The following is a 21,122-nucleotide window of genomic DNA, read 5'->3' as shown; positions in this document are numbered from 1 at the left end:
CGAAATGAGTGTGAATCAACTCGTGGACTATGTGGCCTTCGCCATAGGGTGTGCGCTCAGCCTGCTCGGAGGCGTGGTCCTCCTCACCGGTTGGTACCCACCTCGAATCAAGGCTGTCGAGAAACCGCGCTATTTCGGCGTTTGGGCGTTGAGTGTCGGAATATTCTGCATTACTCAACTGCCGGTTCTTCGGAACCGGATTGTCGAGATGGGGGATATCGCGATCAGCGCGCGCATAATGCTGATGGTCATCGCGGCTGTGGCGCTGCTCGCGGGGATCCGGCGGAATCGACCGCAGCGATAGTCCCTGCGCTCCGATGATGTCACCCTGAGGTTGTGGGCCCCTCGATTGAGGGGCCCACAACGCGTTCCTGATCAGTGCCCGGCGGTGAGCGGATATTGTCGCTTCCGCGGCTGCTGCCGTCGCTCTCGATGCTGATCCCTGCAAGGATTCGAAGGCCGAGCGCCTGAGTGTGAATCCTCTGTTGCTTGTAGGGGTGCCACAAACGGTGTGGCGGGTGCATGAGGCGGCAGCGTTCGCGGCCGTGGCGCTTACGGTGGCCGCCCGGTGGCCGGACGCCTTTGGACGGCGTAATACGAGGTAACACAGACCAATCAGCCGCACGTGTTCTGATCAGGCAGAACGTCACGGGGCAGCACGACCGGGCACCACGCAACACGACCGCTCACGGTCTCGTAATGCGTAGGTCTCGGGTTCGAATCCCGAAGGCGGCTCCAGCTGAGACCAGGTCAGATGCACTCTGACCTGGTCTTTTGCGTAGCACTCCTGATGGTTGGTCAGCTTGTGGGGTGGCTGCCGGGGGAGGGGAGTGCAAGGGGTGCGCATCCGGATTTGGTAGTCCAGGCCTGTGAACTGGCCTTTTTCAGTGGGCGGCGAATCCGCTGGACGGGCAGATGCGGTTCCAGACGGTCCCGGCCGGCGGCGGCGAAACCGGGACCTTCGGCGGTCCGGCCGGGACGTTCGGCTGCTGGACATGTGGTGCGGTCGGGACGATGTTTGAGACGTCAACGGCCGTTCCCTGGGGGGCGACGACGTATGTCGTATGAGGAGGGCCTGTGTCGGAGCAGGAATCACGTGACATAACGCTGGCACAGATGATCACCGCGCTGCGTGACTCTCTGGAGACTGCGCAGCGGGACGGCGACAGCAGAGGCGGGCCTCGGTTCCGCGTGGAGGAGATCGAGGTCGAGGCGACCGTGCTGGCCACCCGGGACCTTCATGGTTCGGGGGGTGTGAAGTTCTGGGTCGTCAATGCGGAGACGGGCATAGATCGGGGCCATTGCGCCGTCCAGCGTGTGTTGCTCCGGCTTGGGGTCGATCCGAGCCTTAAGATTTCGCGCCCGTATGTCCAGGGAGCACGCCATGATCTCCCCTGAGTTGCGGCGGACGGCGTTCCTGCGGACGGGTCGGGCACAGTCCTCGGGCTATCTGGTCGCGCCGCGACTGGTGCTCACGGCCGCCCACTGTGTAGGCGAGGTCGCCGAGCCGGTGGAAGTGCGAGTGCCCGAGTCCGGGCCGCATCAGGGACGTCTGCGGGCGAGTCAGCCCGTGTGCTTCCACGTAGTGGCGCGTAGCGAAGGCTTCTCAGGAGCCGGGGACGACGGTTTCGCGTTGCTGAGCACAGAGGAGGACGACCCGTTCGGGCTGAAGACGGCCGAACCGGTGCGGTGGGGGCGGCTGACCGGTACTGACCCACTGCCAGCGGATGTCCTCGGTTTTCCTGAACTGGCCGACGCCGATGGCAAGGCCAATCTGGAACACGCCTACGGAAAGCTGATCCCCTGGACGGGAACGGTGACCGGTGAGGAGAAACCCAGTTGGCACCATGCTTTCCAAGTCGAGAGCGGTACCCCCCTCGTCGGGGTCGGGGGCGGTGCTCTGTGGCGCGGTGCCTCGGGCGCGGCACTGCTCGGGGAGGGGAATCTGCTCGGCCTGCTCGACGAGTGGCACCACAGCGTGGAGGGACGGCTCAAGGTGATCCCCGTTCAACTGCTTGAGGGCCAGAAGGGCATTCTGGACCTGCTGGCGGAGGACGGCGTGGGCCCTGTGGTGTTCGAGCCGATGTGGGTGGGACAGAAAGTGTTGGAACCCGCCTACGACCCGCTGCCCGAGAGTTGGTCGGCGGCAGACCTGCTGCGTGCCCGGTACCAGGTCGTGGACTTCTGCGGGCGTGAGGAGGAGTTGGGCCGGTTGATGGACTGGTGCACAGTCCCGGCCTCCGGGGCCACCAAGCTGTCGGTGCGGCTCCTCGTCGGCGACCCGGCTGTCGGCAAGACCCGGCTGGCCCGTGAGTTCTGTGCTCGGATGGTTGCCCAGGGCTGGGTCGCGGGTCTGCTGGCGCCGCCGGCGAAGGACGTGTCGGGCCTGATGAGGCTGGACGAGAACCGGCTCGTCGTGGTCGACAACTCGGACGGCAAGGTGGGTCAGCTCGACGCCTTGCTGCGTCACCGGGGTGGTTCGGGACGTATCCGGGTGCTGGCACTCGCCCGCCACGAGGGCGAGTGGTGGAGCGCCTTCAGGCGCCGCTACGCCGAACTGGCCGAGGAACATCCGTTCCAGGTCGGGTACCCGGACCCCGGCGCCCGCAAGCGCATCTACCAACAGGCCCGCGCTGCCTTTCTGCTCAAGGAACGCGAAGCCCACGGGGAAGCGGCGGACGTCGTACCGGACGGAGAGGCCTCCGCTGACCTCAGCGATCCGGACTTCGCCAACTGTCTGTTCATCCTCATCCTGGCACTGATCGACGTACGCCGGACCCGGTACCCGGAATGGCGTGGCACACCCCGAACGATCCGGACGACGTCTCGTGCGGAGGCCCTTTACGAGCAGGCCCTCGACCTGGAACGAGAGGACTGGATCAAACACGCGGAGAAGGCGGGCCTGCCGACGGACCCGGTCCTGCTCGACCGGGTGGTGGCTGTGGCCAGCTTGGCGTTCGCCGGCGGCGACACCGAGGGCCATCAAGAGAGCGAGGCCGCGCGCCTGCTGCGCTTGGTGCCCGACCTGGGGGACGCCACCGAACAGACCCGCCGCCGCTTCGTACGCTTCTTCCAGGAGCGGATCTCCGGGTACGGCGCGCTGCGCGCCCTGCGACCGATGCGGCTGGCCCAGCACCTCGTGTCAAAGATGGTCTGTGACTTCCCGGAACTGATCTCCCGGTTGCTCGATCTGGATCCGGACCGCTCGCCCGACGACGCGGCCCAGCAGGCGTTGTCCACCCTGCGGACGATGAACTACGCGGTCTTCGGCGAGGAGACGCACCAGTCGCCGGACACTGTGCTCTACCGGGCGCTGCACGATGCGCTCCAGGAGCACGCGCCCGCCCTGATCAGGTTGGTCAGGAAGGCTCTGGAGACCACGGACAATCCGACCGGAAGATCCCTCGCGGCCGCCCTGGAGACGGTCTTTCAGCAGCTCCCCGCGGAGCGGCTCGCGGCCGAGGCCGCCAAGGAACTGGAGGAAGCCTGCCCAGACGCACTGCAGGCCATGACTATCGTCCTGCGCAGCAAGGCGCTGGAGTTCTACACCGCCGCGGCACCGCACAGCCGTGAGACACGGTTCAACCTGGGCACCGAGAACCGGCTTCTGTCCAGAGTGCTGGCCGACGCCGGCCAGCGGCGCAAGGCGCACAACCACGCCTGGCAGGCGGTCCAGTGGTTCAATGCGCTGGCACGTTCCGACGACTCGCACGAGTGCCTGTTGAACAAGGCTCATGCGCTGAGCAACCTCGGAGTGCGCAACTACGAGGTCGGGCGGTTCACCGAGTCGCTGGATTCTGCCCGTGAGGCCGTCCAGGCCTATGAGCAGTTGCGGCACGATCGCCCCGACCGCACCCACAACCGGTACCTCAGTCAGGCCATGTGCAACCTGTCGAACTCGCTGGCGCGTCTCGGCCGGTGGCGTGAGGCTCTTCAGTACGCCGTCGACGCCCTGGACCTGGTGACGGACGATCTGCCGCCCGAATCCGCCGGACCTCCGCTGCATTCCTGGGAGATCACCGAGGCGAAGGCCATAGCCCTACGTGTGCTGGCCCGTCGTCAGGGCGATGTCCAGAAGTTCGACGAAGCGGTCCGGTCGGCTGTCGGGGCCCGGGATCTCTTCCATGGCCTGATCAAGGAGCGTAGTGGTCGATGGGACCGTGACTATGCTCTAGCGCTGGTCGTACTCGGCCGTCGCTATACCGACGCCGGGCAGTGGGACGAGGGCATCAGGACCCTGTCCCAGGCTCTGCAGATGTACGAGGAACTGGAACACCAGTATCAGGAGGCCGAGCGCCCCCAGCACGCCGACGCGCTGCGCGATCTGGCCACCGCCCATCTAGGCAAAGCTCTGGCGCGTGGTCCGAGCAAGCGGACTCTCAACCCCGGGATCCGGAGGGCCGAACAGGCGCTCCGGCAGCACGACTTGATGGCCCCCGAGGAAAGGAACGCCCGCCGCGAGAGCAAGTCGCGGATCTTGTGTGTGCTGGCTGAACTGGAGCTGACCGGGAGCAAGCCCAAACAGGCCTGTGAGCACGCCCGTGAGGCACTGGCCATCCTGGACAAGTACGTTCCGGAGACCACGTGGCTGGACAAGTACCGGACCGCAATCCTGGCTTCGGTGTACGGTGCCACACTGGCCGCGTGTGGCGATCCGTCAGGAGCGGCCGCTCAGCACCGGCGGGCCAACGACCTTTGCGAGTATCTGCGTGAGGAAGAATCCGACCGGAAGATGGTTGAACTCGAGACGATGTTGGCTGAGCTTGAACAACGAATCGGCGTCCCTCACGCCCACTCCCGTGAGCCGTCCTGACGGCGTGTTTCAGTTGACTGCCGAAACTCACGTTTGGAAACCGTCGACGCTCTTGTGGATCTGCATGGGGGATCGTACGGGTCAGATCTTGATGACGCGGACGTCGGGGCCGCACAGCAAGAGGAGGTCCTCGGGGTCCGACGTCAGGATGGTCACGGGTGAGGGGGAGGCCATCGCGGTGGCGGCCACGATGGCGTCGAGGGCGTATTTGTGGCCGTGCAGGCCGGCTGCGGCGAGGAGTTTGCTGGCGTGGCGGGCGATGACTTCGGTGGGCGGGATGATGTTGACGCGAGAGACGGCGTAGTCGAAGCGGGCCTGGTTGGTCTTGGGGTCGCGGGCTTCGACGGGGGTAACGGAGCTGGTGATGACGCGGATGTCCTCGGCCTCGGCTGCGGCCAGCCATTCGGTGAGCTCGGGTGTGCGGCGTACGAGTTTGGACAGGCCTTCGCAGTCCAGGACGAGGGTGCCGCTCACGCGGCGTCCGCCGAGCCGGCTGCGTTGCCGCGCAGGAGTGCCCGCTTGGCCTCGATCGCTGCCTGATCCACCGGCCCGTGCTCGGTCTCCGCGTCCTCGATGAGTTCGCGCAGCCGGTCCCGCTCGAGTTGGCGCTGGATGAGGGCTTCGACGTAGGCGGACATGCCGCGCTTGCCGGTGCGGGCTTTGAGGGCGGCGATGGTGCCTTCGTGGAGGGAGACGGAGACCGGGCGGACGGGGCCTTCGCCGGGAACAGGGTCGGGAGAAGTCGCCATGGAGCCACTTTAACAAAACTTTTGTTATTGGGTGGGCGATTCTGCGGCTTCAAGGCCTGCCTGGAGGCAGATGGCGGATTGTCTCGCGGGGTGCAGATCTTCTGTGATCACCAAGCGTGAAGACGCATCCCGTGGGCTGACGCGTGAGGAACTGCTCGCGCTGCCTGTGGCCGTGGACCTGGAGACGGCGAACCGTGCGCCGTCCCTCAGCCGGACCACGGGGTACGAGCTCGCCAAGCGTGGCCCGTATCCGTGCACGGTCCTGCGTCTGGGCAACGCCCACCGAGTCGTCACAGCCGACCTGCTCAAGCTGCTCCAAATCGACATACCGGAGCCCGCAGGCATTGAAGTGCTGACGGCTGCGACACCCAAGACGGACATGGGCCGTCCCTCGTCGAGCTGCTGTTGCTGCTGCTGTGCTCATCGGCGTGAAGAATGCGGGCGAGGGGTCTGCGAATGACGGCGATCATCTCGTATGTGCGATCTCGACAAGCTGTGCCAGCGTGGTGCTAACGAGGAGTTGCTCAGGGCGGAGGTCTCATCTCGCCGAGGGGTGGGGAGCGCAAGGGGAGCGCGGACGCCTGTGGACAGTGCAGCACGGCATACGAGCAGGAGGACCATGATCGTCGCTCTGATCTGCAAAAACAGGATCTGATGCGACCATGAGGCACACTCCATCACGATCTCTGTCGCCCTCGTAATGCGTAGGTCTCGGGTTTGAATCCCGAAGGCGGCTCCATGGGAAACCGCAAGTCATTCCTCTGACTTGCGGTTTCTTCGTTTTCTTGGCCTTGAAATGTGTGGGCATGGCGCTTCCGCCGCCCGTGCATGGAATGTGTAGGTCGGAGGTTCACTGTCTGGCGTCGGTAATGCGGAGCCGGGGCCGAGTGCCGGTCCTGACCTGAGGTGTCCTGGAAAGTAGCTGATGTGTGAGTCAGCATGGGCTGCGCGCGGGGTGGCCAAGGGGTGGCCATCCGTGCAGCGGTGGTGCAGGGAAAGAGGCTGCGGGGTCGCTGGCGAAGGCCGAATCGCGCGCCGTGGTTGTGGCTGTCCTGCAAGGTGGAGTTCGAGCACATCGCGTCCTGGGCGCCGCCCCATTAGGCGGCGCAACGAGCCCCGCCGCCCTTCTGGTGGCGTCACCCACCTCTCCCGGCACCTGCGGGTCGAGCTGGGTGCGAAGAAGGTGCGTGTCTCGGCGATCGAGCCCGGCATCGTCGGTATCGAGCTGCAGAGCCACGTCAGGGACGAAGGCGCTCGTGCCTGGCTGGAGGGATCGAAGGAAGCCATGGAGTGGCTCGCGCCCGAGGACATCGCGCGGACCGTCGGGTTCGTCGCGTCCCTCCCGCCGAGGGCCAACCGCCAGCAGGTCACCATCATGCCGACCGCCCAGGCCAGTTGACCATTCCCTGCCGGCCTGCCCCGGCCCGGGGTGGTCCTGGGCCTCCGCGCCTGGTCGCGCGGTGCCGGCACCCGCGTACGGCCTCGCCGATGAACCATTGCTGTCCGGCGATCTGGACCTGCCGAGGGTCGAGGTCCGACGCCGTCAACTGGTTTCGTTCAGTGTCTCGTCCGGATCGGTGAGCGCCGCCGGCCCGGTCGGGCCGGCGGCGCTCACCGAGTTCTTCGCCTGCATCGAGACCTTCCGCGACCGCAGGCGTCTACGGATGCAACCCAGCTGGGGCTATCAGCTTCACGCTACCGAGGTTGGTCGGTCGCGGTGGGCGCGGGTGCGGGGTGTGGCTGCGATCGGCTTTCGGCGCGGGTCTTGAGGGCCTGGTTGAGGGCGGCGAAGTTCTGCCGGGTGGCGGAGATGGTCTTGGCGGTGAAGGGGACCAGAAGGCCGGAGAACTTCTCGGTTTGCAGGAGCTCGGTGCCGCCGGTCGCGGTGGTGGTGAGCGTGAAGCGGTGCTCGCCGTCGAAGATGCCGGGCAGGACGAAGTGGCCGATCCAGCGCAGCTCCACGCCGGGGTCGGCAGCCAGGACGCGTGGGCGGAACGTCATCGGCTTCCCGTCGGCGGGGAACATCTTCAGCGTGAGCCGCTGACCGACTGTGACGTGGCCGGACGCCTCGCGGATGAAGGGATTCCAGTCCGAGTAGGCGGCCAGGTCAGTGAGCACTTCCCAGACCTCCGCGGCCGGAGCGTTGATCTCGATCGAGTGGGAGATCGTCTTCATCGTGGGCCTTCCTTGCGAGAATCAGAGGCAATATACTTTCTTCTGATCCGATATATTGAGTGCTGGAAGGGGTGCTGTCAATGGAGGATCCAGCGGAGATCGTGGGCCGGACACTGGCCGCGAACCTGCGGGCGATGCGACGGTTGCGGGGCTGGCGGCTGGATGACCTGGCTGCACGGTCGGGGGTCAGTCGGGGGATGTTGCAGCAGATCGAGACCTGCCGCACCAACCCCAGCGTCGCCACGCTCGCCCGGATCAGCGCCACTCTGGGCACCTCGATCGGCCGTCTCGTCGAGCCGCCCGAGGAACTCGGCCAGGTGGTGCGCGCGGCCGACGCCGAGGTTCACCGCGCTGGACAGCACAGTGTGGGGCGGCTGCTCGTCAATGACGGCCAGGCCCCGTTCATCGAGTTCTGGGACTTTCTCATCGCCGAGCACGATGAGATGAGCTCCCCCGCGCATCCGCCAGGAACACGAGAACTGCTCCACCTCTACGAGGGGCGGCTGGAGGTCGAGGTCGGCGGCGCCGACTTCACCCTCGAAGCGGGCGACGCCCTGCGCATGCGCGGCGATCGAGACCACGTCTACCGCAACGTCGGCCCCGGTCCCGCTCGGCTGACCATGGCTGTCACCTACTCCGGCGACCGCGACCCCCGCTACGCGCCCCCTCCAGCCCAATGACCGCAAGCAAGTCCGGGGCAGGTAGGTGATGTCGGGCCGGGCCCAGTGCCGGAGCGTGCGGTCGGGGACAGGTTGACGGTCTCATCGGTGCTGATCGGCGCAGAGATTTGCTCCCTGCCCTCCACGGTGGGGCCGCGTTCGATCGCGCGGCCTTGGTGCGTGTGGGGCGGGATGAAGCTGTCGGCCCAGTAGTCCGGTGCCCCGGCGTCGGAAGGGGGGAGGTTGCCGAGCATCTCCGACGGAGCTGGTCACGTTCTCGCGCCGCGCTCCGTCATCGAGTTGAAAGCCCATCATCGGAACTGTCCACGGAAGGCAGCCATCATGCAGAAGCCCACCAGGATCGCAGTCGTCGGAGCGACGGGCCGTGTCGGCAGGCACGTTGCGCGGGTGCTTGAGGAACGCGACCACCAAGTCGTGCCCATCTCACGCTCCTTGGGCGTGGACGTGGTCACCGGGGATGGCCTGGCCGAAGCCCTGCACGGCGTCGAAGTGGTCATCGACGTGTCCAGCACACCCTCGCCCGAGCAGGCGGTGGCCACCGAGTTCTTCACCACCACCGCTCGTAACCTGCACCAGGCCGGACACAAGACCGGCGTCCGCCGGATGGTGGTGGTGTCGATCATCGGCATCGACGGCTCCACCACCGGCTACAACGCGGCCAAACTGGCCCACGAGAAAGCAGCGCTGGCCGGCCCGCTCCCCACCCGGATTGTGCGGGCCGCGCAGTTCCACGAGTTCGTTGAACAACTGGTCGGCTGGGGTACCCAGGGCGAGGTCGCCTATGTGCCCAAGATGCGCACCCAACTCGTCGCCGCCCGTACCGTCGCCGAGAAACTGGTCGAGGTCGCCACCGATGCGTATCAGGAGCCCACGGGTGTGCCGTACCCGGAGATCGCCGGCCCCCGAGCGGAGAACCTGGCCGACGCGGCACGCCTGCTGGCCGCTCGGCAGGGCAGCCCGTCCCGCATCGAGGAAGTGAGTGACCCGGCCAACTCCGACCGGGACCTGTTCGAGAACGGCGGCCTGCTCCCCGGCCCGCACGCGACCCTTGCCGGACCGACTTACGCGGACTGGCTCGACCAACCCACCCCGTGAAGCGCAGCCCAGCAAGTTGCCTCCTGCCACTGGTTTGTCGATGTCCGACAACTGCCATGTGTAACTACCGAGGTGTGGCGCAGGTGGGGCCCGGGATGGCCAAGGGGTGGCCGGACGCCTGTGGACTGTTCGGCATGAGTTACGCGTGCTCAACGTGGGGCATGTGGTCTGATCGGGCACGATGGCATGCTGTGTCATATGCTGTCACGAGGCGACATGATCGCTCACGGTCTCGTAATGCGTAGGTCTCGGGTTCGAATCCCGAAGGCGGCTCCGAGGTGAACCCCAGGTCAGGGATCTGACCTGGGGTTTCTTGTTTCGGGTGGCCTTGGGATCCGGGCTGATCGGGCACCTGTGGTCCACGCATCGCAATGCGTAGGTCCTGGGGTCGACGGCCAGTGGGCGTTTCGGCTCGCAGGGCTGTGACCTTCCCTCTTGTTCTGTATCGCCGATCGGTGTCGGCCTGTCGGGTTCGGCGTGGTGGTCATGTGGTGGCCAAGTGTGCAGCGATCGTGCAAGCGGGTCCTGATCCGTCGTGCGGTCACGGGGCCTGCTCGGGGCTGCAGGGTTGTTGTATCCGGGCAATCCCGCGATCAATGTGCTCCGGCTGGGGGCGCGGTCGGCAACCCGCTGGCAGCGCGGTAGTTGGCGCTCCACGGCCTCGGTTAAGGCCGGTGACACCTACGTGACTTTCAAAATCACCCAAGGAAAGGAAAGGCCAGTCGCCCCCAAGGCGTTGTGGCGTGTGGGTCATGAGCGCCGTCGAGCAAGGTGTCTCGTAGGTCCCGGACCTCATGAATGGGGCTGGCGTCTTGGGTTCGGTTGAACCTTTTTCTTCAGGGAAGCGGAAGCCACCGCCAGTCTCTTCGCTGCCGTCGGCTCCCACTCCGGCACGGCCTGACAGGGCGCACCGGTGGGGTGGAATCGGTGGCGTTCCGCCCCGATGGACACACGCTCGCCAGTGGCAGCGGCGACGGGAAAGCCCGACACCCTCACGGTTTCGGCGTTGCCGCCGGAGGACACGCCGGTGTTCCTGCGGCAACTCATGCGAGAGATCAGCCGATGACCCTCCCGTACCCAAGTGGCCCCCGAGTTCACCGGCCGGCGCGGGCTCGTTCAAGTCGTCATACTCCGACGGCGCCGGCAACAACTGCGTCGAGGTCGGCGACCTGTCCGGAACGGCGTATGGCGGGACAGCGGTTCACGACAGCGAGGTCCCGCGGGAGGCTGCGCGCTGCTCGTGGGACGGTCCGCGTTCGCGACGTTCGTTCAGGGCGTCCGCGTAGAGCAGCGGCCAGATCGTCCGACGACAGGCAGCGGCTCTCGACGACGTGGCGCACACGCTCACCCCGAGGCGGTGGCGTAAAGATCCGCTCATGGTTCCCGGGCGAACAGAGACAGCAACTGTCCAGTCCTGATAAGAAATGCGCACACTTCGGTTAAGGGGGATAGCTCCTGCGCTCCTGGTGACACGGATGCACCCGTCGGCCCGAGTGACGCTTCGGCCATCGTCACGGCCACAGGTGTGATGGTGCGTCAGTTTCTAGGAGATTTCTGCATGGCCAAGAAGGCCCACGCCGCGTCGGGACGTCCCGGACCCGCGGCAGTCAGGACCGGCAGACGGGCCAGGGTGATCATGGCGGCGTCCACCGCTGCCGTCGCCCTCACCGTCGTCACCGCGACCGCCAACGGCGCGGTCGCCCAAACGGGAACGCCCGGATCGGACGCACCCAAGCGAATAGGGACCGCTCCGCGTGTTCCCGCGGGTGCGACGGTGACCGGCGCGACCGCGTCGGGGACCACGCTGCACCTCAGTGTGAACCTGGCCCCGCGTGACCCGCAGTCGCTGGCGGACTTCGTCACCGCGGTGTCCACACCGGGGAACGCCCAGTACCACCACTACCTGGCCAAGGGGCAGTTCGCCTCGGTCTTCGGTCCTACGCGGGCCACCATCGCCGGGGTCTCACGGGCGTTGAAGGCGGCCGGTCTCGCTCCCGGCAAGGTCAGCCCGGACGGCCTGTCGATACCGGTCACCGCCACCGCCGCACAGGCGTCCCGCGCTTTCGCCACCGGCTTCCGGAACGTCCGGCTCAAGGACGGCACCACCGACTACCTCAACACGTCGGCCCCCTCCCTGCCCGCGGACGTGGCGGCGTCGGTGACCGGGGTCGTCGGTCTGAGCAGTGTCAACACCGTCGCCGGCCACCACACTGCGGCGCGTCGCGCGAGCAGGACCGGCTCTGCCTCCACCACTGTCTCCGGACGCGGCTCGCGCACGGTGACCGCCAACGCGTACAGCCCGGCGCTCTGCGCCGACTTCACCGGCTCGGGCCTCGTCGACGGCACCGACTACTACAGCCCCGGCAAGCTGGCCGGTACCTACGGGATGACCAGTTCCGCGACCGTGGGTGCGGGGCAGACCGTGGCCGTGTTCGAGCTGGAGAACGTCGACGCCGGCAGTATCGCCGCGTACCAGTCCTGCGTCGGCACCAGCACCTCGGTCTCCACCGTGTACGTCGATACGACGTCAGGGGCCGGCGCACCGGCCACCGACGGATCGGTCGGCGTGGAGTCCGCGCTCGACATCGATGACCTGATCGGTCTGGTGCCCGGCGCGAGCATCATCGACTACCAGGGCCCGGACGCCGCGTCCGCGACCGACCAGAACGTGCTCGACGTCTACCAGCGGATGGTCACCGACGACCAGGCGCAGGTCATCTCCACCAGTTGGGGTGAGTGCGAGGCGGTCGAGAGCAGCGCGACCGCGAACGCCGAGAACACCGTCTTCGCGGAGGCCGCCGCGCAGGGCCAGAGCGTGGTCGCCGCCTCGGGCGACGACGGCTCCAGCGACTGCTACCGCGCCACCGGCTCCACCGCCAAGGCCGTCGACGACCCCGCGAGCCAGCCCTATGTCACCGGCGTCGGTGGTACGACGATGACCGGTTCGGGCAGCAGCGCGACCCAGACGACGTGGAACAACGACACCGGCGGTACCGGTGGCGGCGTCTCCTCGCGCTGGGCTCCCGTCGTGTACCAGGGCGGTGTCGCCACCACCACCAAGCGTGCCGTTCCGGACGTCTCCGCCCTGGCGGACCCGCACAACGGCTACCCGATCTACCTCCAGGACAACAGTCAGTCCTCCAGCCCCCTCCCCGCCATCATCGGCGGCACCAGCGGCGCGGCCCCGACCTGGGCCGCCGCGATCGTCCAGGCCAACGCCGGCACGGCCTGCCAGGCAAACGGGCAGGTCGGCTTCCTCAACAACGCCCTCTACAAGGCCGCGCGGAGCAGCTACCCGACGAACTTCTGGGACGTCACCAGCGGCAACAACTCCACCTACGCCACCGGCTTCACGTCGGCGGCCGGCTACGACGAGGTCACCGGCCTGGGCTCGCCCAAGGAGGCCGGCCTGACAACCGCACTGTGCGCGGCCAAGGGCACGGCGGCCACGGGAGCCTCGACCTTCCACCCGCTCAGCAGCCCCAAGCGCCTGCTGGACACCCGCAACGGCACCGGCTGGGGCCTCAGTTCCATCCCGACCACCAAGCCCCTGGTCGCGGGCGGTACCGCTCCGGTCAAGGTCGAGGGCGTCGGAGGGATTCCGAGCAGCGGCGTCACCGGTGTCGTGCTCAACCTCACGGTCACCGGCACCACCGGCGCCGGTTCGGTGACGGCCTGGGCCGACGGCACCACCAAGCCGTCGACCAGCAACCTCAACTGGACCGGAGCGAGCCAGACCATCGCGGCCTCGGCGACCGTCAAGGTGGCCGGTGACGGTGTGGTGGACCTTTCCACCAACAGCACCACCCACCTGATCGCCGATGTCCAGGGCTACTACACCAGCGGCACCACCGGCTCGAAGTACACGGCGCTGGCCCCGGCCCGCCTGCTGGACACCCGCTCCAAGGTCGGCATCTCCACCACCACCAAGATCTCCAACGCGGTGGTCAGCCTCAAGGTCCGCGGCCACGGCGGCGTACCGACCGGCGCCACCTCCGTCGTGCTCAACCTGACGGCGACCCAGACCGTCGGCGGCGGCTACCTGGAGGCCTATCCCGAAGGCGCCACCCGCCCGACCGCCTCCAACGTCAACTGGTCGGCCACCGGGACCACCATCCCCAACCTCGTGGTCGTGCCGATCGCGAGCGACGGCAACGTCAGCATCTACGTCCACGGCACCAGCCACGTCATCGCCGATGTCTCCGGCTACTTCTCCACCAGCGGCTCGGCCTTCGACACGGTCACCCCGTTGCGCCTGCTGGACACCCGTACGACCACACCCCTGGGCTCGGGCAAGACCCTGGCCCTGCAGATCTCCGGCGCCGACGGCATCCCGGCCGGCGTCAAGGCGGTCGTACTCACCGTCACCGTCACCGGTACCACCGGCAGCGGCTACCTCACCGCCTTCGCCGACGGCGGCAGCCGCCCGACGGCCTCCAACCTGAACTGGGTACAGGGCAAGACGATTTCCAACCAGGTGATCGCGCCGGTCGGCTCCGACGGCAAGGTGGACTTCTACACCAACAGCACGACCAATGTGATCGCGGACGTCGCCGGCTACATCGGCTGACGCACTCCGACGCCACACCGGTGATGCCCCGTCGACCATGCCGGTCGGCGGGGCATCGTTACGTCCAGGGACGTGTGTGCTGCGCTCTACGAGCAGTACCGGGACGACGGCCTGCGCCTCCTCTGCCTCCTCGCGGTGGACACGGACCCCGGAACGGGAGGCGGTTGTAGACCTCCGGGCCTATGCGGGGCAGCGCGCGTCGCGCCCTTCGGCGCTCCACCGGGACTTGGCGCCTCCCACGGTGGCCTTGATGACCACCTCCACCGATGCGACGTGCGGGTCTTCGGCGTGGAGGGCGCCGGCGGCGGTGCAGACCACCTGAGCGAGTGCGTTCCCGAACAGCGGCTTGACGGTGCCCGGGAAATCCGCCGGGTCGTCGAAGCGCAGCTCGATCGACACCTCGGCGCCATCGGCCCGGACCGTCGGATCCTTCTTCAGCTTCCGCAGCAGGCTGCCCACGCCTCTGCTCAGTTCGGGTCTGGTCGGGCCCTGGAACAACAGTCGTACGGCCGCTTCGACGCCGGGCCGCTGGGGGATCCTGCGGGGGACCGCGACCAGGCCGCCCTTGCCCGTGAAGTAGAGCGTGACGGTCGACCGGACACCGGTGCCGGGTTCCCCCGAGCCCACCACACCGGTCGTGGGGATGCCGCAGGCGCCGAGCAGGAGCGCCCCCGCGAGAAGAAGCAGCGCGGGCCGGACGGCCCGGTGGACAGGGCTCACGGATGGCTCCCCTCGGCCGGTTCGGCCGGTACTGGTGGTGGCTCGTCCTGTCGCAGCGGGAGCTCTACGGTGAAGACGGCGCCGCCGTGCGCGCCGTTCGCCGCCTGGATGGTGCCGCCGTGCAGGTGGACGTTCTCCGCGGTGATGGCGAGTCCGAGGCCGCTGCCCTCGGTCCTGGTGCGGGCCGTATCCGATTTGTAGAAGCGGTCGAAGACGTGGGGCAGGACGCTTTCGGGGATACCCGGTCCACTGTCCAGCACCTCGATGACCGCCCGCTGCCCGTCGTCCGGGTGTTCCCACTCGTAGAGGTCCAGCCGTACGGGGCGTCCGCCGTGCCGGAGGGCGTTCCCGACCAGGTTGGCGACGATCACGTCGAGGCGGCGCGGGTCGAGGCTGCCGCGGAGTGTGCCCGGCGGTGGAAGCCGTGCCTCGACCGTCTCCAGCCAGGCGCGGGAGGCGAGGGTGCGCCGGATGGAGTCCGCGAGGTCTATCTCGTCCAGGTGCAGACTGGCCGCGCCCGCGTCGAAGCGGGAGATCTCCATCAGGTCCTCGACCAGGCGGGCCAGCTTGACGGTCTCCTCGCTGATGAGTCGTACGGCGGTGGCGGTGTCGGGGGCGAGCCGGGCCGCGTCCTCGTCGAGGATGTCGGTGACCGCGGACATGGCGGCCAGCGGGGTGCGCAGTTCGTGGGAGACGTCGGCGGCGAAGCGGCGGGCGCGTGCCTCCATGCGGCGCAGTTCGGCGACCGACTCCTCCAGGGCGGCGGCGGTTTCGTTGAAGGTGTGGGAGAGGTCGGCGAGTTCGTCGGAGCCGTTGACGGCGAGCCGGGTGTCGAGGTGGCCCTCGGCGATGCTGCGGGTGGCCCGGCGCAGCTCGCGTACCGGCCGCAGTACGCCACGGGCGGCCAGCAGTGCGAGCAGGACGGCCAGGACCAGCGCGGGAACCGTGGCTCGCTCGATGGCGGGGACCAGGGCCTGGACGTAGGCCTGTTCGGTGGTCTGCGGCACCGTCAGGAAGACGGCGAGCCCGGACGGGTCGGACGTGGGCTGCTCCGCGGTGCCGAAGGTGACCGGCAGGCCGACGACGAGTGCGGGGCTGCTGTGTCTGGTCACCCGCTGGAAGACGGTGTTCCCGCCGGAGGCCACGGCCTTGCGCAGGTCGGGCGTCAGCTGCTCGAACGGGTCCTGCGGTGAGGAGGTGGCGCTCAGGCCGCCGTAGGTGGCCAGCACGCGCCAGTTCTTCGACGGTTCGGAGCGCGCCAACTGCTGTGCGAACAGGTTCAGTTGGTTCTGGTCCGGGGGAAAGTCGAGGTCGGCGGCGAGGGAGTCGACATGGTCGCGGAACTGCGCGATCACCCCGTCCTGGCTCTGCTGGAGCACCCCCGTGCGCGCTTCCCGGAACGTCAGGGCGCCGGTGGTCAGGGTGGCGACGCCGGCGACCAGCAGGAAGGCCACCAGCAGTCGGACGCGCAGGCCGCGCAGCGGCGGGGGCGCCTTCACCGTGACCGGAACTGGTAGCCGAAGCCGCGCACGGTCTGTATGTAGCGCGGCTGTCCCGGAGGCTCGCCCATCTTGGTGCGCAGCCGTTTGACGCAGGCGTCCACCAGCCGTGAGTCGCCGTGGTAGCTGTGTTCCCAGACGGCTTCCAGGAGCTGCTGCCGGCTGAACACCTGACCGGGCGAGGCGGAGAGGGTCAGCAGGAGCCGTAGTTCGGAGGGAGCGAGGGCGACCGGTGCGCCTTGGTGGGTGACGGTCAACGCGGCCCGGTCGATGGTCAGTTCTCCATGGGTTTCGGTCTTCGGCGTGGTTCCGTCGGAGGGTGTGCCGCCGACCCGTCGCAGGACGGCACGGATACGGGCTTCGAGCACGCGTGCCTGGACGGGCTTTACGACGTAGTCGTCGGCTCCCGCTTCGAGTCCGATCACGATGTCCACGTCGTCGCCCCGGGCCGTCGCCATGATGATCGGAACCTGGTCTTCGACCCCGCGGATCCGGCGGCACACGTCGAGCCCGGACATGCCGGGCAGCATCAGATCGAGGACGACGACGTCCGGCCGGAACGACCGCAGCTGTTCCAGCCCGTCCTCACCCGTCCCGGCGGCGGCGACGTCGTGCCCCTGGCGGCGCAGCGCGAGTTGGACACCCTCACGAACAGCGCGATCGTCTTCGATGAGCAGGACACGTGGCATGTGCTCAGTATCCGTACAACACCAGGCCAGGCCGCTGCTGTTACCGGACGATCACATACTCGCGGGCGGGTGGGCGAACCGGACGTCCTGTCGCCGCCCATCGGCTGTTGCCGTTTGATCACACTCCGGGCCAGTTCCCATCACACCGCGGGTCCAGCCTCATCCACCATGAGCGCACACACGAACATGCCGAAGAGGGTCCGCGTCTCCGTGGCCACCGTCCTGGCGATCGGCCTGCTGCCGCTCCTGGCCGCCTGCGGCGGTTCGAGCGACAAGACCGGCGCGAGCTCCGACTCCACGGCCGGCGGAGCGAACGCGGCGAACGACAGTACGACGAACGCCGACGGGGCAGTGCAGCTCACCGTCCCGGACGGCGCGGACGCCGAGACCAAGAAGACGTACATCCAGCAGAACACCCTCGCGGCCTGCATGAAGAAGCAGGGCTTCACCTACACACCGCACGTGGCGGCGGCCGGCGGCGACGCTGCCTACGTAGGGCTGGACGCGGAGGACTACGCGGCGGCGAAGAAGTCCCGGGAGAAGTACGGGTTCGGCAACTACGCCGCCGCCGTCTACCCCAACGACCCCAATGCCCCCTTCAGCAACCCCGGAGGGAAGGCGGGAGAAAAGCGGACCGACGGCGTCGCCGACGACGACGAGAAGGGGTTCACCCCCGCCCAGCAGAAGGCGTACGAGGAGGCGCTGACGGGCCCCCAGGCCAAGTCCAAGGCGGACGAGAAGATCGGCGGCTGCGAACTCAAGGCGTCGATAGCCGTGAACGGACACGCGCTGAGCGCCGCCGAGCAGAAAAAGGCGGAGAACGCCAAGGCGGAGGCGAACCGCGCGAACGGTCTTGAGCTCAACGGCGACGCCCAACTGGTGCAGCTCGCCCAGGGGTACGCCACCTGCCTGAAGGCACAGGGCATCCCGGTCAGCACCACCCAGCCGACCGGTATGTCCGACATGGTGCGGATGGAGCAGAACGTGCCGGAGAACCACTTCAGCATGTCCAAGGCGGAGGCGCTGCCGCTGCTCACCAAGGAGATCGACCTCTCCCTGAAGGACCTGGAGTGCGGCAAGAAGTTCCGGGCCGCGTACTTCCCCAAGGAGAAGGCCCACCCGTACTACGGCGACAACGCATGAGCCGGTTCAGCAGCCGTAAGCACCTGGGCGCGCTGGTCGGCGCGGTGGTCCTGGTCGGTGCGGGCGGCTGGATCGCCGGCACGCAGGTGCGCTCGCCCGCCGACGCCGCCGCCGCGCACACCGCGCCGAAGGCCGGCCCGGTGACCGTGGCCGTCCAGCGGCAGTCCCTCACCGCGACCGTGGTGGCGTCGGGGTCCGTCGAGTTCGCCTCGCCGCGTCCGCTCGCGCTGGCCGGCGCCGTCGGCACCGGGGCGTCCGCGACCGCGGCCGGCGAGGGCGCGGAGCAGCGGATCACCAAGGCACCGGTCGCCGGCACCAAGGTCAAGGAGGGCGACGTACTGATGACGGTCAACGGCCGTCCGGTGCTCGCGCTGAGCGGAACCGTACCGATGTACCGGGCGCTGGGCCCGGGTGCCTCCGGCGACGATGTGAAGCAGCTCCAGAAAGCGTTGCACCGGCTCGGATTCTTTTCCGGATCGATCAGCGGCAACTACGGCCAGGGCACCGCGGCGGCGGTCACCAGCTGGTACTCGAGCAAGGGGTACGAGGCCCAGAAGCCCAGCGCGGACGACGAGCAGCAACTGGGCCAGTTGCAGCAGGCGGTGTCCGCCGCCCAGCAGACGCTGCTCACGACCAACAGCGCGAGCAGCAGCAGCGGCGGCGACGAAACGGAGACAGGGACAGCGGCGGGGACGGATGCGGGCGCGAGCGGCAGTGCGAGCTCGCCGAACCCGCAGTCCAGCACCGACGCACAGATCCACCAACTGCAGCTCGATTCCGCGAGGAAGGCGCTGAACATGGCGAACGCCGCGCTCAGCACCTTCCAGGCCTCCTACGGGACGAAGGTCCCGGCCGGCGAGGTCGTCTTCTTTCCGAAGCTGCCCGTACGGCTGAACAAGGTGACGGTGAAGACGGGGGACACCGCGTCCGGCCCGATCGGCACCGTGACCAGCTCCGACCTGGAGGTACAGGCGGTCGTCCCCGGCTCGGACGCCGAACTGCTGAGGAAGGGCATGGCCGTCGAGATGACGACGACGGACGGCAAGAAGGCGAGGGGCACCGTGTCGGCGCTTGGCGCCGACGCCGCGTCCTCGACGACCACGGCGACGGGCTCGGACGGGGACAGCGAGGGATCCACCGGTACGACGTCGGGGGACACCGGGAGCGAATCCGCCGGCACCTCCGCCACCGACTCCTCGGCCCCGGTCCAGCTGCGGATCTCCGTACCCGACTCCGGCGAACTGGCCGACGAGGCCGAAGCCGCGGTGAGGGTGACCATCAAGATCGGTGCCTCGGACGGCAAGGTGCTGGTCGTGCCGCTCGCCGCGATCCGCACCTCGTCCGACGGAAACGTCCGGGTGCAGGTCGAGCGCGGCGGCAGACTGAGCGACGTCCATGTCACCGTCGGGCTCTCCGCGGCCGGTCTCGTCGAGGTCAAGCCGACCAGCGGCACGCTGGAGCAGGGCGACAAGGTGGTGGTGGGCGAATGACCCCCGACCCTGTCCCGGTCCCCGACCTCGCCACCGTCTCCATCCCCGTCGTCTCCGATGCGTCCGCCGTCATCGAACTCACCGGTGTGGAGCGGACCTTTGACTCCGAACCCCCGGTGCGCGCACTGCGCGGCGTGAACCTGACCGTCCGGCGCGGCGAACACCTCTCGATCGTCGGCCCTTCCGGCTCGGGGAAGTCGACGCTGCTCAACACGCTGGGTCTGCTCGACCGGCCCACCTCCGGTACCTACCGGCTCGACGGCGTAGAGACCACCGGGCTCGGCGACCTCGAACGCACCGCGCTGCGCGGCAGCCGCATCGGGTTCGTGTTCCAGTCCTTCCACCTCCTCCCGTACCGCACCGTCGACGAGAACGTCATGCTGGCCGAGGCGTACCGCAGGCCGCGCCCGGGGCTCGGGCGCGGTACCCGGCTGGCCCGCGCCCGGGAGGCGCTGGACCGGGTCGGGCTCGGACACCGGTCGGGCTTCAGGCCCGACCGGCTCTCCGGCGGCGAACGCCAACGCGTCGCCATCGCACGGGCGTTGATCAGCGATCCCGCGCTGCTCCTCTGCGACGAACCGACCGGCAACCTGGACAGCGAGAACACCCTCGCCGTACTGGAACTCTTCGACGACCTGTGCGCCCAGGGCATGACCCTGGTGCTCATCACCCACGACGAGACGGTCAGCCGCCGCGCGGGCCAGCGTGTCCGCATCACCGACGGCCGCCTCACTCAGGAGACCGAGTGAAACTCGCGACGAGGGGGCTGACGAGGGCGGGGACGAGGGCGAAGGCGACACCGGCCGGGACCCGCATCGAACGCCCCTGGATGGACCCCCGTGACCTGTGGACGGAAGCTCTCGCGGGCGTCATGGCACGTCCCGTCAGGTCCGCCCTGACCACGCTCGGCACCGTACTCGGCATCACCACGCTGGTCATCACCATCGGGGTGGCCTCCACGGCCGGCAACCAGATCGTCGGCCGGTTCGACGCGCTCACCGCGACCTCGGTGACCGTGACCGTGCCGCCTGTGGAAGCCGGTTCGGACGACGAGCCGCTGGTGGACTGGTCTGGGACCGACGCGGTCCGGCGGCTGGCCGGAGTGGACTCGGCCGCCGCCCTCGCCGACTCCCCGCTGACCAACAGCGTCCAGGTGCGGTCCAACGACGTGAAGGCCCCCGGCGACGTCTCCGGCCAGACCCTTGCCGTGGTGGCCGCCTCGGCCGACCTGCCCGCCGGGGTACGCGGCGCGATGACCTCGGGACGGTTCTACGACGCCGGCGACATCACCCGGCACGCCCAGGTGGCGGTCCTCGGCGACCAGGCGGCACGGTTGCTCGGGATCAGCCGGGTGCAGGACTCCCCGGCGATCTTCTTCCAGGGCCAGTCGTACACCGTCATCGGCATCCTCGGCGGCATCAGGCGCGAGCAGCGCCTGTCCACCGCCGTGATGCTCCCGCCCACCACCGCCGCGGACCGCCTCGGCCTGGAGGACGTCA

The 21,122-nt window shown here is 68.3% G+C and carries 18 protein-coding genes and 1 pseudogene; 13 read left to right on the top strand and 6 right to left on the bottom strand.

The genetic code is table 11. From position 1 onward, the window contains the following. Positions 1 to 4 precede the first annotated feature (4 nt). The 3 genes from AB0I51_RS37500 (at position 5) to AB0I51_RS37490 (ending at position 4,813) form a co-directional block, all read left to right on the top strand. The gene (locus AB0I51_RS37500) at positions 5 to 304 is read left to right on the top strand and encodes a hypothetical protein (RefSeq protein ID WP_362982863.1); all 300 of its coding nucleotides are present in this window, start codon (positions 5 to 7) and stop codon (positions 302 to 304) included. A 773-nt stretch (positions 305 to 1,077) separates the two neighbouring features. Continuing rightward, entirely contained in the window at positions 1,078 to 1,398 is a 321-nt protein-coding gene (locus AB0I51_RS37495) for a trypco2 family protein (protein WP_362982862.1), read from the top strand. Continuing rightward, positions 1,385 to 4,813: a trypsin-like serine protease gene (locus tag AB0I51_RS37490; RefSeq protein ID WP_362982861.1), complete on the top strand. Its 3,429-nt coding sequence runs from the start codon at positions 1,385 to 1,387 to the stop codon at positions 4,811 to 4,813. The genes AB0I51_RS37495 and AB0I51_RS37490 overlap by 14 nt, the downstream gene beginning before the upstream one ends. An 81-nt stretch (positions 4,814 to 4,894) precedes the next feature. On the opposite strand, the gene AB0I51_RS37485 is transcribed toward AB0I51_RS37490, so the two are convergent. Then, entirely contained in the window at positions 4,895 to 5,287 is a 393-nt protein-coding gene (locus AB0I51_RS37485) for a PIN domain-containing protein (RefSeq protein ID WP_362982860.1), read from the bottom strand. Next, the gene (locus AB0I51_RS37480) at positions 5,284 to 5,562 is read right to left on the bottom strand and encodes a hypothetical protein (protein WP_362982859.1); all 279 of its coding nucleotides are present in this window, start codon (positions 5,560 to 5,562) and stop codon (positions 5,284 to 5,286) included. The genes AB0I51_RS37485 and AB0I51_RS37480 overlap by 4 nt, the downstream gene beginning before the upstream one ends. Before the next feature lie 70 nt (positions 5,563 to 5,632). On the opposite strand from AB0I51_RS37480, the pseudogene AB0I51_RS37475 reads away from it, so the two are divergent. Together AB0I51_RS37475 and AB0I51_RS37470 are read left to right on the top strand one after the other, a co-directional pair. Beyond that, a pseudogene (locus tag AB0I51_RS37475) lies at positions 5,633 to 5,884 on the top strand (hypothetical protein); the annotation flags it as partial. Between the two features lie 603 nt (positions 5,885 to 6,487). Further along, a complete protein-coding gene (locus AB0I51_RS37470) occupies positions 6,488 to 6,961 on the top strand; it encodes an SDR family oxidoreductase (protein ID WP_362982858.1) in 474 nt (157 codons plus the stop codon). Between the two features lie 296 nt (positions 6,962 to 7,257). On the opposite strand, the gene AB0I51_RS37465 is transcribed toward AB0I51_RS37470, so the two are convergent. Further along, a complete protein-coding gene (locus AB0I51_RS37465; RefSeq protein ID WP_362982857.1) occupies positions 7,258 to 7,737 on the bottom strand; it encodes an SRPBCC domain-containing protein in 480 nt (159 codons plus the stop codon). Positions 7,738 to 7,817: 80 nt separating this feature from the next. Here AB0I51_RS37465 and AB0I51_RS37460 point away from each other — a divergent pair, with 80 nt between their 5' ends. From AB0I51_RS37460 to AB0I51_RS37445, 4 genes are all read left to right on the top strand, one after another. Continuing rightward, on the top strand, positions 7,818 to 8,417 hold the full coding sequence (locus AB0I51_RS37460; protein WP_362982856.1) for an XRE family transcriptional regulator: 600 nt from the start codon (positions 7,818 to 7,820) through the stop codon (positions 8,415 to 8,417). A gap of 321 nt (positions 8,418 to 8,738) precedes the next feature. Then, complete coding sequence (locus tag AB0I51_RS37455; protein ID WP_362982855.1) at positions 8,739 to 9,512, top strand: NAD(P)H-binding protein; 774 nt, start codon at positions 8,739 to 8,741, stop codon at positions 9,510 to 9,512. Positions 9,513 to 10,306: 794 nt separating this feature from the next. Then, the gene (locus tag AB0I51_RS37450; protein ID WP_362982854.1) at positions 10,307 to 10,798 is read left to right on the top strand and encodes a DUF397 domain-containing protein; all 492 of its coding nucleotides are present in this window, start codon (positions 10,307 to 10,309) and stop codon (positions 10,796 to 10,798) included. Between the two features lie 272 nt (positions 10,799 to 11,070). After that, positions 11,071 to 14,082, top strand: a complete 3,012-nt coding sequence (locus tag AB0I51_RS37445; RefSeq protein ID WP_362982853.1) for a S53 family peptidase — start codon at positions 11,071 to 11,073, stop codon at positions 14,080 to 14,082. A 180-nt stretch (positions 14,083 to 14,262) separates the two neighbouring features. Here the strand turns inward: AB0I51_RS37445 and AB0I51_RS37440 are convergent, their stop codons facing one another. From AB0I51_RS37440 to AB0I51_RS37430, 3 genes are read right to left on the bottom strand one after another with little or no spacing between them, the layout of a single operon-like run. Next, positions 14,263 to 14,802: a hypothetical protein gene (locus AB0I51_RS37440; protein WP_362982852.1), complete on the bottom strand. Its 540-nt coding sequence runs from the start codon at positions 14,800 to 14,802 to the stop codon at positions 14,263 to 14,265. Then, positions 14,799 to 16,301, bottom strand: a complete 1,503-nt coding sequence (locus tag AB0I51_RS37435) for a HAMP domain-containing sensor histidine kinase (RefSeq protein ID WP_362982851.1) — start codon at positions 16,299 to 16,301, stop codon at positions 14,799 to 14,801. The genes AB0I51_RS37440 and AB0I51_RS37435 overlap by 4 nt, the downstream gene beginning before the upstream one ends. Further along, positions 16,298 to 16,990 carry a response regulator transcription factor gene (locus tag AB0I51_RS37430; RefSeq protein ID WP_362982850.1) on the bottom strand — a complete coding sequence of 231 codons (693 nt, stop codon included), beginning with the start codon at positions 16,988 to 16,990 and terminating at the stop codon, positions 16,298 to 16,300. Before AB0I51_RS37430 ends, AB0I51_RS37435 begins: the two co-directional genes overlap by 4 nt. 168 nt (positions 16,991 to 17,158) lie before the next feature. On the opposite strand from AB0I51_RS37430, the gene AB0I51_RS37425 reads away from it, so the two are divergent. The 4 genes from AB0I51_RS37425 to AB0I51_RS37410 form a co-directional block, all read left to right on the top strand. Next, positions 17,159 to 18,133, top strand: a complete 975-nt coding sequence (locus AB0I51_RS37425) for a hypothetical protein (RefSeq protein WP_362982849.1) — start codon at positions 17,159 to 17,161, stop codon at positions 18,131 to 18,133. Then, complete coding sequence (locus AB0I51_RS37420; RefSeq protein WP_362982848.1) at positions 18,130 to 19,623, top strand: peptidoglycan-binding protein; 1,494 nt, start codon at positions 18,130 to 18,132, stop codon at positions 19,621 to 19,623. Before AB0I51_RS37425 ends, AB0I51_RS37420 begins: the two co-directional genes overlap by 4 nt. Then, complete coding sequence (locus tag AB0I51_RS37415) at positions 19,620 to 20,372, top strand: ABC transporter ATP-binding protein (RefSeq protein ID WP_362982847.1); 753 nt, start codon at positions 19,620 to 19,622, stop codon at positions 20,370 to 20,372. The genes AB0I51_RS37420 and AB0I51_RS37415 overlap by 4 nt, the downstream gene beginning before the upstream one ends. After that, positions 20,369 to 21,122 (top strand): ABC transporter permease (locus AB0I51_RS37410; protein ID WP_362982846.1); only part of this gene is annotated, 754 nt, incomplete at its 3' end. The genes AB0I51_RS37415 and AB0I51_RS37410, both read left to right, overlap by 4 nt.

This window comes from Streptomyces sp. NPDC050549, from assembly GCF_040655035.1.
Classification (GTDB): Bacteria; Actinomycetota; Actinomycetes; order Streptomycetales; family Streptomycetaceae; genus Streptomyces.
The sequence above is the reverse complement of the archived record's forward strand: the minus strand, read 5'-3'. Positions and strand labels throughout refer to the sequence as shown.